The 11247-nt window shown below is 41.9% G+C and carries 10 protein-coding genes; 3 read left to right on the top strand and 7 right to left on the bottom strand.

The genetic code is table 11. From position 1 onward, the window contains the following. The first annotated feature begins 343 nt into the window (after positions 1–343). Positions 344–1549 carry a DUF1615 domain-containing protein gene (locus FTU03_RS15295; protein WP_179993428.1) on the top strand — a complete coding sequence of 402 codons (1206 nt, stop codon included), beginning with the start codon at positions 344–346 and terminating at the stop codon, positions 1547–1549. Continuing rightward, entirely contained in the window at positions 1516–2181 is a 666-nt protein-coding gene (locus tag FTU03_RS15290; RefSeq protein WP_179993427.1) for an HAD-IB family phosphatase, read from the top strand. The genes FTU03_RS15295 and FTU03_RS15290 overlap by 34 nt, the downstream gene beginning before the upstream one ends. A 53-nt stretch (positions 2182–2234) precedes the next feature. Here FTU03_RS15290 and FTU03_RS15285 read toward each other — a convergent pair whose 3' ends face one another. Both FTU03_RS15285 and FTU03_RS15280 read right to left on the bottom strand, forming a co-directional pair. After that, entirely contained in the window at positions 2235–3329 is a 1095-nt protein-coding gene (locus FTU03_RS15285) for an acyl-CoA desaturase (RefSeq protein ID WP_004786314.1), read from the bottom strand. A 14-nt stretch (positions 3330–3343) separates the two neighbouring features. Next, a complete protein-coding gene (locus FTU03_RS15280) occupies positions 3344–4408 on the bottom strand; it encodes a ferredoxin reductase (RefSeq protein ID WP_179993426.1) in 1065 nt (354 codons plus the stop codon). Between the two features lie 153 nt (positions 4409–4561). On the opposite strand from FTU03_RS15280, the gene fabR reads away from it, so the two are divergent. After that, entirely contained in the window at positions 4562–5239 is a 678-nt protein-coding gene (fabR, locus tag FTU03_RS15275; protein ID WP_004786319.1) for an HTH-type transcriptional repressor FabR, read from the top strand. A 47-nt stretch (positions 5240–5286) separates the two neighbouring features. Here the strand turns inward: fabR and FTU03_RS15270 are convergent, their stop codons facing one another. The 5 genes from FTU03_RS15270 to FTU03_RS15250 all read right to left on the bottom strand — a co-directional run bounded on the left by FTU03_RS15270 (position 5287) and on the right by FTU03_RS15250 (position 11095). Next, positions 5287–6087: an alpha/beta fold hydrolase gene (locus FTU03_RS15270; protein ID WP_034702914.1), complete on the bottom strand. Its 801-nt coding sequence runs from the start codon at positions 6085–6087 to the stop codon at positions 5287–5289. 128 nt (positions 6088–6215) lie between these two features. After that, a complete protein-coding gene (locus FTU03_RS15265) occupies positions 6216–6482 on the bottom strand; it encodes a PAAR domain-containing protein (protein ID WP_004786323.1) in 267 nt (88 codons plus the stop codon). A 146-nt stretch (positions 6483–6628) separates the two neighbouring features. Continuing rightward, entirely contained in the window at positions 6629–9466 is a 2838-nt protein-coding gene (gene rapA, locus FTU03_RS15260) for an RNA polymerase-associated protein RapA (RefSeq protein WP_179993425.1), read from the bottom strand. Positions 9467–9609: 143 nt separating this feature from the next. After that, positions 9610–10206, bottom strand: coding sequence for an RluA family pseudouridine synthase (locus tag FTU03_RS15255; RefSeq protein WP_302700667.1), 597 nt, complete (start codon positions 10204–10206; stop codon positions 9610–9612). A gap of 178 nt (positions 10207–10384) precedes the next feature. Next, a complete protein-coding gene (locus FTU03_RS15250) occupies positions 10385–11095 on the bottom strand; it encodes a phosphopantetheine-binding protein (protein ID WP_179993423.1) in 711 nt (236 codons plus the stop codon). Between the last annotated feature and the right edge of the window lie 152 nt (positions 11096–11247).

The raw sequence follows: 11247 nt of genomic DNA, 5'->3' as shown, positions 1-11247 counted from the left end.
TCAAAGTAGCATAAATTTCGTATCTTTCATCTTGAGAAAGTTGGGTGTATTTCTTCATTGTGTGCTTTCCAATTGCGAGTTGAAAAAGTCTAATGATTCTATGAATACACCTAACTTTTTCAACTAATTACAAATGTGTTGCACTTGGGATTTGAATCTGCGAATTCTATATCTTAGAAAAAATTTTATTTTGTAAATATGCTTCCATGGACTTTAGACATCTACGCTTGAGAAACCGACTATTAACCCCAATCAATATAGATATAAATTCATCACTTTTCTGATGGACATAGTATACTGCATCTGCCTTGTTCACTCATCTTTTCAATTTATTTACGACACCATGAACAAATATTTTGCTCAAGTTTTTTCTCTTAAGTCCATATCCATACTTGCTTTATCTATTAGCCTTGTAGGGTGTGGCAATGGTTCTTGGTGGTCAAATGATGAACCCACTCTTGAAGTTGAACATATTCGCAAAGCCATTCCAGGTCGTGTCAGCCAGCGTGAATCCTGGGCACAAGATATTTATGACATCACTGACCAGCTCGGTATTCCACAAACCAAAGAGAATATCTGTTCAATCGTGGCAGTTGTCGATCAGGAATCTAACTTTAATGCAGACCCGGTAGTTCCTGGTCTTGGTGAGAAAGCCGTTAAAGAAGTTCAGGAACGTCTGGAAGAAAAATTTAAAGATAAACTTGGTGAAAGTATCGGTGGAACAGTTGCAGGATATTTCCAGGATGTACTGAAAAACCAGCCAAGTCCAGAAGACAATTATCTCAGTCAGATGCGCCGGGTCAAAACCGAACGTCAATTAGATGAACTTTATCGTGAAATCTTTGATTACATGGCCAAGCATTATCATGTAAGTGCACTGACAGGTGCAGCCAAACTATTTGGACAAAATATTGGCGAAAAAATGAATCCAATTACAACTTTGGGTTCCATGCAGGTTCATATCAGCTATGCCAAGGAATATAAACGTCAAGGGGGCAGTATTGCTGATTTGCGTAGTGACCTGTATAGCCAGTATGGTGGACTGTATTACGGGATTCATCGATTGATGATGTACCCTGCGGATTATGAAAAACCGATTTATCGTTTTGCTGATTATAACTCTGGGATGTATTCCAGCCGTAATGCAGCATTCCAGAGCATGTTAAATAGCTTAACCGATGCCGAATTGAGCCTGGATGGCGATTTACTACTATATACTAAAGATGGCGCGATTCGCTCACAAAAGAGTCAATCTGAACGAGAGCTCATCAGCGTTTTTGCAAAAAATAATTTTATTATTACTGAACGTCAGATTCGGGCGGATCTAAAAAAAGAAAAAGTTAAAGATTTTGAAGATACTATGACTTATCGTGGTATCAGTAAACTTTATCAAGAAAAAACCGGTAAAGAACCAATGTATGCAATGATGCCAGAAGTCGTGATCTCAGGCCCGAAATTGAGTCGTGAGTATAATACTAACTGGTTTGCCAGCCGTGTCGATGGTCGTTATCAAACATGCATGCGCCGCATCAAAAACATAAAACTCTAGCCTTATTTGATTTTGATGGAACCCTGTATCCTTATGACAGTTTTACAGGGTTCATTTTCTATGCTTTAAAGAAAAGGCAGATTTTAAAACGTGGCATTCGTATTCTGCCTTGGATTCAGGCTTACTATCTTAAGCTCTATCCTGCTCATGCAATGCGCCCAAAGCTGTATTACACCATGTTCAAAAATAGTCATGCGCATGAAATTCAGCAGCTTGCCGAAGAATATGCACAGCAGCTTGTTTTAAGATTAAATCCCAAGCTATTAAAGCAACTCAAACAACACCAGCAACTCGGGCATCAAGTCGTTCTCGTTTCTGCTTCACTGGATTTATATTTAAAACCGGTTTGTACTTATTTAGGCATTGACCTGATTTGTAGTGAAGTAGAAATTCTGACAGGCAAAATGACAGGTTTATACAACACACCTGATTGTAGTAAGGATCAGAAGAAAAGTAGAATCTTGGAAAAATATAATTTAGAAGATTATGCTGAAATTTATGCTTATGGAAATAGCGAAGAAGATGAGGCAATGTTAAGCCTTGCACATTATGCTTATCTGGAAGGCCGAGATAAAGTACTTCCACTACTTGAAATGACTTTACCTGAGTCAGAGCTTAAAATAATTAATTAAACTGAGACTAATAAAAAACCGCTATGAATAGCGGTTTTTTATTGAAATCTATCTTACTTCTTAAACGGAAACGCATATTTCACGATACGTTTAATCACGCTGCCATACTGTTTTACCAGACTGGCATTATTATAGTTTAAGCCGTATTTTTTACATACTGCTTCTACTTTTGGCGCCATTTGACGATAACGGCGTGCAGGCACATCTGGATATAAGTGATGTTCAATCTGATGGCTTAAATGTCCAGTCAAAATATGAAACGCTTCAGAACCAGTCAAGTTTGAAGAACCACGAATCTGGCGCATATACCAGTGACCACGGCTTTCATTTTCCATGACAGCTTTCGGAAACACTTCTACATCTTTAGTAAAGTGACCACAGAAAATAATACTGAAAGTCCAGATATTACGAAGGCCATTTGCCACCAGGTTACCTGTCAATACCGGTAATGCTGCAGGACCTGCAATCAATGGAAAGAATACATAATCTTTGAATAATTGCTTGCCAATTTTACGCTGCATTGGCTTCCATTCTTCAAGGGTTTGCTCTTTGGTTTTACGGCCTTTGAAGTATTTACCCAATTCAAGGTTTTGAATAGCTACGCCCCATTGGAACAGTAAGCAAAATGGAATACTGTAGATTGGCTGTAATAAATAACCTGGTTTCCAGCGTTGCTCAGGGAACAAACGCAATAAGCCATAACCGATATCATCATCCATGCCTTTAATATTGGTATAGGTATGATGCTTGAAGTTATGAGTTTGACGCCAGTTGTCTGAAGTTCCTACAATATCCCACTCGTAGGTTTGGCCATTGAGCTTCGGATCATTCATCCAGTCATATTGACCGTGCATGACATTATGACCCAATTCCATATTTTCCATGATTTTGGCAAAGCCTAATAAGCCTGTACCTAATAACCATGCTGGCGGGAACCAGCCTGCGAATAATAAGGCACGACCTGCAATCGATGAATAACGGATGCTCGAATATACGCGACGGATATATTTGGCATCTTTTTCACCTAAATCATCCAGCACTTCCTGTTTGATGGCATCCAGCTCACGTGCAAGTTCATCTAGCTCAGACTGGGTCAGTTCACGGTTTTTAGGATTTTTAAAATACTGTAATTTTACTGGCATATTCATAGGATAAAACTCGCTTATAAGTCGATGACAAGGTCAGTCTGCGCTGAGTTAACACAAATTTTTAAAAGATTACCTGGCTCGGTATTTTGTGCGCCATTTACCAGATTCTTGGTTGAGCCTTCCGCTTTATTACAGGCACATTTATTACAGATGCCCATACGACAGCCATGGGTCGGTCGGATATTCTGCTGTTCCAGACTCACCAGAATCGACTGGCCTTTAGGAATCGTGACGATTTTTTTCGATTGAGTCAGGGTTACATTGACAAAGCCGGTATCAGCTTCATCACTCAGACTCATGCTGAACGCTTCACTTTTGAACAGTTTTGCTGAAGCAAATAGTCGTTCTGCAGTCGCAACAAAACCTGATGGTCCACATGCATAGACTGTGCTTTGTTCCAATGCCTGCAATTGATCTAGATAAGATTCATCAAGACGCGGCGCAGCCGGTTGTTCCTGAGTTGCGAATACCCGATAAGAAAAGTTTGAATATTTTTGTGCCAACTCTTCAAAACGCGCAATGAAAGCAGCATCCTGGTTTTTCTTAACCCAGTACCATAAAGTTACTGGTGCAGCCAGTTCAGCTTTATCTTTTAAAGCTTCCAGCATACTCAGCATTGGGGTGATACCACTACCCGCAGCAAGCAAAAGCAATGGGCTGCTCTGTTCTGGCAAAGTCATGTCACCGAAAGGCTGACCGAATTCAATGATATCACCGACTTCAGCCTGTTCAGCAAACCAGGTAGTAACTTTACCCGCATTCACTTTTTTAACCGTCAATAAAATATGCTGCTGATCAATACGGGTCAGACTATAGCTACGTTCATAACGAATGCCGTTCACCACCACAAATACAGGATGATGCTGGCCCGCCTGACCGAACTGGAATAAATGATTGACACGAATCGTCAGGCTCAGCATATCCTGCGCAGCATGTTCTTTGCGCACAATCTTGCCTAAGGGCTGATTCATTGACCATAAAGGATTTAATTTCTGCATCCAGAAATTAATCGCATATGGATCAATCACACTCTCTTTCAGCGTATTTAATGGCGTTTTAAGCTTTTCGAGTACAGGCATCGTTATAGACATCACCTTGGATTTTTAATTATTATACACTTGTATATATATTTGTATATACATTTGTATTGTTTCTAATCATTTCACAAGCTGGACTGCCTTCGTTATAATGTGTTAATGCCTTTTACTAATCACCTCATGAATGAGCCTTCAATGAAAATAAGCAGTGACGCGTCTTTACCATCGAAAAGCATTGATGAGCCCATTATTGTCCGTAGTGTGGGCCGTAAAGCGACCATTACCAAGGAAGAACTGTTCCAGGCTGCTTTAAACCTGATCGGACCACAAAAAAGTATTTCATCTTTAAGCTTGCGTGAAGTTGCTCGTGAGGCTGGAATTGCTCCGAACAGTTTTTATCGTCATTTTAAAGATATCGATGAACTGGCGATTGAACTGATTGATCGTGCCGGGATTGTGCTGCGTCAGATTCTCAATGAATCTCGTCTAAAAGCATCGAAACAGAACAGTATTATTCGTAGCTCTGTTGAGGTCTTTATTGCCCAGCTGGATGCTGATGAAGGTAATTTAAGCCTGTTATTACGTGAAGGTTATACCGGTTCAAAATCTTATAAACAGGCAGTCGAACGCCAATTGAATTATTTCCAGCAGGAGCTTCAGGAAGACCTGATCCGTCTGGAACGACTAAATAATAAAAAATTATTTCATCCCGAGATTGCGGCCAGAGCGATTACCCAACTGGTATTTAATATGGGTGCCAATGTGATCGATATGGCACCTGAAGACCGTAAGGAAATTGCGGAACAGACCATGATCATGATTCGCATGATTCTGGAAGGTGCCCGTCATCTGGATCAATCTCAGATCCGTTAAGCCAGCTGAAAAAAAAGACTCTTAGTGAGTCTTTTTTATTACCAAGATTAAAGCTTATTCAATCTGGCTTTAACATGGTTTGCCGTCATTTCCGGATGCTCTAGTGGAAACATATGTCCGCCCTGCACCACCGAATAATGAATTTGGTAAACCTTATGCATGCCTTGTGGTAAACCTTGCTGATAAAACTGGCTGCGCTCTGCTGTGATTAAATGTATCGGAACCTGGGGTGGTTTTCTTGGTGTACGCCACCACCAAGCCGGTACAGTCCGGAAAATTTCTGCCTCAATCTGTTTGGGAATGGCTAAAGTTACCCCTCCACGCTCTTGATCAGGCACAATCCCGCTTTCGATATAATCCTGAAAACATTGCTCATCAAAATGCTTAAACAGACGATTCGATCTCAGCGCTTCAACGGCGTCCTGTTTAGATGGCCAGTAATCTTTACGTTTTAGGGTAATACCTGCCGGAGTGAAACGGTCAATACTTTTTAAGTTGAGCTTTTTCACGACTTCAAACAGTGCACTGTTTTTACCAATCACGAAAGGTGGATCCATGATCACCAGTTTGGAAAATAAATCCGGACGTTGATAGGCTGCCATTAAAGTTATCAAACCACCAAATGAATGTCCCAGCCCAATCACCTTTTGATCCGGAGATTGCTGCTGGATATCCTGTATCACTTCATTTACTAGATAACGCCAGTCTTTGGTAATTGGATAGGCTGGATTCATCCCGATCAGCGGAATTGCCTTGACCTGATATTCATCCTGAAAATAATTTAAAAACTTGCGATAGCTTGCCGATGGAATGCCATTGGCATGAGTAAAATGCAAAACCTGTTTCATTATTTTCTTTGATCATTTCTTTATAAAGTCTGAAAGAAGCTTAATATTGAAATGCAAAATTCTACAGAACCAAATTCATCAATCTATGACCTTTAAGTCACTATGAACTCATGTCTGGATATAGATGATTATTTTTTGGAAATAGTCAGGTTTTGCATCGGCAAAAAAGTGGCTCCACAACTGGCTTTATCTCCAGCAATGATTACAGCCCTGCCTTTGACTATTGTAGATAAATCACTAGCAATAGCTGTCACGGTAGTTTGGCACTTGGGACAGTAATGCTTCATGCCATTCAGATGCACCGCCATGCCATTAATTAAAAAAGAGTTTTCACATTCAGTGACCATACCGCCATGGCTGGTTTTCGCGCCAATAGTGATCAATGCTTTGGACATGATATTTTATTTCTTATTCTTAGAGGTGCTGATTTTAAACAATACAGAAAATATCAGCTAGCACAGCCCGACCAAAAGCTCAATCATGACTTTAATTCCAGCCATAAAAAAGCAGCCCGAAAGCTGCTTTCATAATTCATTAGATCTTATGGCTTAACCACGACCATTACTTGAATCGCTTCAGGTGTTACAGATAAACCTTCTAACAAACTCAAGCCTTCTTTTTGCAGCTTCTGTAAACGTGCGATTTCATCTTCACGGATACTTGGGTTGAACTGTTTCAGGTAAGTCAGACGGTCAATTTCATACTGCCATTTATTGCCATACGCTTCTTTAGCCTGCTGCCTGAAGTTTGGCAATGCTGAACGAGCTAATTCCAATGCCTGTTGATAACGCGCTTCAATCACTTCACGGCGTGCTTTCACCACCTGACGGCAGCTATTGCCATCTAAATGATGTAGATATGGTTTCAGGATTTCAGGCGCAATCTTCTGAGACAGATCCTGACCTTTTTCACTCAACAATACACGGATCAGCTGCTGTGGCAAGCTTGACGGTAAGTTCAGTGCTTTTGGTGCAACCACATCAACCTTGAACCACACTTCCATCAATACAGAACCTTGTGGCAATGCTGCAGACTTTAAGACCGCAACGTTGGTACTACCAAAGCCCTGAGTATTGATCATTTCCATCACGCTTTCAGTGAATGGATGCTCTAAAGTTAGATATTGAGCATCTTCACGGATCTGAGCCTGGTCACGATAGAAGGTGGCTGTCATGCCCTCTTCATCCAGGGTCAAACCTTGTACCTGCATCTGATCCGTTGGCTTGATGATCACCGTACCATTGCTTTGCTCATCAAAGTCGATATTGGTCGATGCCATAAAACGCTTCATGAACATTGGCAAGGTGGTATTGTCATCATAGTCTTCAAGCGCATTAACAATTTCCTGTGCCACGACGGGACGGCAAGAATTGTACTCAAGCAGACGGTCACGACCTTCCTGCAACTCGGCTTCAAGCGCTTCACGTTGTACGCTAACTTCTTCCAGCAGATCTTCAAATTCCTGACCTTTATCTGCCAGCAAGCAATCTTTCAGGGCAACAATAAAGTTTTCTTGCAGCGTTTGCGCCGTTGGAGAAATGTTGCTGAAAATATTCAGCGCTTCGTTATACCAACGGAACATACGCTCCTGCGCAGTACCCACCAGATAAGGCACATGAATCTGGATACGGTTTTCCTGACCGATACGATCCAGACGACCAATACGCTGTTCCAAAACATCCGGATTGGCCGGTAAGTCAAACAGGATCAAGTCTGATGCAAACTGAAAGTTACGGCCTTCTGAACCGATTTCAGAACATAACAGAATCTGTGCACCATAAGATTCTTCAGCAAAATAAGCTGCTGCCTGGTCACGTTCCAAAAGACTCATGCCTTCATGGAACATGGCAGTACGGATACCTGCATGCAGACGTAATACATTTTCCAGTGCTTCAACCACTGGACCACTACGAGCAATCAGTAATACTTTTTTGTGTTTCAGATCAGTACGCAGCTTTTCCATCAACCACATTACACGCGGATCGGTTTCCATCCACGAGCCATCAAGTTGAGATTCTTCCGGCCACATCTGTTCACGTAGTTTGCCATCTTTAGACCAGTTTTCTGGCGCTGGCAATGGTGCTGGCTGACAGTCACGACCCGGGAAGCCCTGAATCGCTTCACGTGTGTTACGAAACAGGATACGACCCGTACCATGACGGTCTAGCAATTCATGAATGGCACGGAAACGTTGCTCTGGGGTATCTTCAATCGCATGACCAAGCAGGCTTTCAATCGCAGTGAAATGCTCAGCTTCCAGTGGAAGGTCTGACATCAGTACTTCAGCGATTTTAGCGGTATGCTGATATTGCTCTTCTTCATCTAGGAAACGATCCAATGAACTGAAACGTTGCGGATCAAGTAAACGTAGACGTGCAAAGTGAGATTCTACACCGAGCTGTTCTGGTGTTGCAGTCAATAACAATACGCCCGGTGTTTTCTCTGCCAGCTCTTCGATCAGATCATAACGGTCATTGCCGCCTTCTTCCTCAGACCACATCAGGTGATGCGCTTCATCGACAACCAACAGGTCAAAGCCCGCTTCAATCGCCTGTTCGCGTAGATCTTCGTGATCCACCATCAAGTCCACAGAAGCAATAATGCGCTGTTCGGTCAGGAATGGATTTAGTTCAGGATCATGCTCTTTGATCGATGCAGTACGAGCCAAATCAAATAGGGAGAATTCAAGATTGAAACGACGGCGCATCTCAATCATCCACTGATATTGCAGTGAATCCGGGACCAAGATCAGAATACGTTCAGAACGGCCAGTTTTAAGTTGCTGATGAATGATCAGACCTGCTTCGATGGTTTTACCCAAGCCTACTTCATCGGCCAGTAAAACACGCGGCGCGAAACGCTGACCGACTTCATGTGCGATATACAACTGGTGTGGAATCAGACCCACACGCGAACCGACCAAGCCACGCAATGGACTGGTTTGCATATTGGCTTGCATCAGCAAGGCTTCAATACGCAGGTCATACCACTCTTTATAGTCAATCTGGCTAGCCAGTAAACGATCTAAAGGTTTAGACAACTGGATCGTTGCACCTACACGGGTTTCATTTAAAGCTTTACGTTCTTCTGTACCATCTTCAAGAGTACGAACCACGTGATAACGCACTACACCATTGCGGTCTTCAACTGACTCAACGGTCCAGATCGCACCTTCCTGATCTTGCAGTTCGTCATTCGCATTAAATACGATACGAGATAAGGGTGCGTTACTGCGAGCATAGACGCGAGTTTCATCGCTTTTTGGGAATAAAATGCTGACCGATCGCTCATCAACATCAATGAGAACCCCTAAACCGAGTTCTGTTTCAGTATCTGATAACCAACGTTGACCAATAGCAAATTGCTGCAATTTTTCCACCTTTATCTTAAGTACAAGATTATGAATATCAGGCTCAATCACGAAAAGTCATTTGAGCAAAATTTCACACCTTCAAGCAATGTATTTTGACATAAAGCCCACTAAAAAGTGAGCATAATTCACGTCGATTAAACAAGTATTTCCTAGAATTCAGCCGGACAATTAAATTCAACTAACTGTTGTGTTTTAGGATGATAAAAACTTAAACGCTCGGCATGTAAGCATAGACGCGGACTAAGCTGTTGCTGCTCTGGCGTTGCATACAAGGTATCGCCAATAATCGGATGCCCGAGATATTGCATATGTACACGGAGCTGATGTGAACGACCGGTAATCGGAGTCAGTTTCACCCGAGTCACAGCTTGCCTCTGAATTTCAAAATGTTCGATGGCCTGCCATTCTGTAATTGCCGGCTTATTATGATTCGGTTCAGCAATATGCAGTGGTGGACAGCTTGGATCATAAATGACAGGCACATCAACTGTACCCTTGCCTTCTAATGTTCCAGCCACGATGGCCTGATAGGTTTTATCGGTTTGGCGTTCCTGGAACTGGCGAGAAATGGATTTTTGCCCTTCTCGGCTTAAAGCAAATACTAAGATACCGGAAGTGTCTCGATCCAGGCGATGGATCAGCAAAGTTTTAGGTTCTAATTTGATGAGGCGATTGATCAGGCAATCTTGTAAATCTTCTGTTTTACCGGGCACTGTGAGTAAGCCAGCAGGCTTATGGATGACCATAAAATCTTCATCACGATGTATCAGATGTTCGGTTAGAAAATTACTCAAAGTTCAATCCCACGCTGATCGCGAAAAACAAGGCGGCCATAATAGAAAGCTTGAGTGATAATTACAATGCGCATTTATGTAAATGGCGATGAAATTTCCGATTATTTTAAGAAAATTACCCAATTAGCGATTATCGACGTGCAGATTGCATTACAAAGCTCACTAAATCATGTAATGACGGGTGTTCCAGCACATCTTCATAACGCAGATCAGCACCATGCGCACGCCATGTGCCAACCAGACTGACTACTGCTACAGAGTCCAGTCCATACTGCTTTAAATCAGCATAAGGATCAATTTCCAGCGCATCTATATTCAGCTGTTCAGCTACTGCTAACATGATGCCTTTGGTTGACAATACATATTCTGACGGCGCACTTAAGTTCCACAATCGGGTCAGACTATAGCTGTTCATATGATGCAAACCTTGTGCCACTATATTCTCAATCCACTGGATATGCTGTTCCTGACTAGGCATCAAAATTGCATCATTAATTATGCAAATTTGGTCTGTCACACTTTGCAGATGTGGCAGGATCTGTTTCAGCATCGGTGTGATTTGTCCGGCAAAAATCAGTTGAGGATGAGTTGAAGCATATTCTCCAAGTTGCTGCATGCCTTGAATCAGGTCATCGCCATATAGGTCGACAATGGGAATATCAAGTGCTTTAGCTTTATTGCTGATCTGAATCAGATTATTCATCAGCTCAGACTCTTGAATCCCGGCCTGCATTCTTAAATTATGCAGCCCAACCAAGACCAAAACTGAATCTGCAGCAGCAAGCTGCCATTTGGCTTGAGATGGAGCAATTTGAATTTTTCTGGGCATTGTATAGAGCATGGGAGTTTTATCTATTTAGCTTATTACCCGAATCGCGGATAAAAAATTGACTTGAAAAATAAGAGGACTAGAGCCATCAGTTGAGTTACCACACAAAACTTAAAACTCTAGTCCCGATGTTTAATAGTACCGAATTATTTTGCGTAATTGAT

Source organism: Acinetobacter sp. YH12046 (assembly GCF_013419905.1).
GTDB lineage: Bacteria > Pseudomonadota > Gammaproteobacteria > Pseudomonadales > Moraxellaceae > Acinetobacter.
Note: the sequence above shows the minus strand (reverse complement) of the source record. Positions and strands in the feature narration are given on the sequence as shown.

Bases quoted from the DNA above. Each gene is read 5' to 3' on its own strand.
- FTU03_RS15295 (WP_179993428.1), top strand. From the start codon at position 344: ATGAACAAATATTTTGCTCAAGTTTTTTCTCTTAAGTCCATATCCATA.
- FTU03_RS15290 (WP_179993427.1), top strand. From the start codon at position 1,516: ATGCATGCGCCGCATCAAAAACATAAAACTCTAGCCTTATTTGATTTT.
- FTU03_RS15285 (WP_004786314.1), bottom strand. From the start codon at position 3,329: ATGAATATGCCAGTAAAATTACAGTATTTTAAAAATCCTAAAAACCGT.
- FTU03_RS15280 (WP_179993426.1), bottom strand. From the start codon at position 4,408: ATGCCTGTACTCGAAAAGCTTAAAACGCCATTAAATACGCTGAAAGAG.
- fabR (WP_004786319.1), top strand. From the start codon at position 4,562: ATGAAAATAAGCAGTGACGCGTCTTTACCATCGAAAAGCATTGATGAG.
- FTU03_RS15270 (WP_034702914.1), bottom strand. From the start codon at position 6,087: ATGAAACAGGTTTTGCATTTTACTCATGCCAATGGCATTCCATCGGCA.
- FTU03_RS15265 (WP_004786323.1), bottom strand. From the start codon at position 6,482: ATGTCCAAAGCATTGATCACTATTGGCGCGAAAACCAGCCATGGCGGT.
- FTU03_RS15255 (WP_302700667.1), bottom strand. From the start codon at position 10,206: ATGGTCATCCATAAGCCTGCTGGCTTACTCACAGTGCCCGGTAAAACA.
- FTU03_RS15250 (WP_179993423.1), bottom strand. From the start codon at position 11,095: ATGCTCTATACAATGCCCAGAAAAATTCAAATTGCTCCATCTCAAGCC.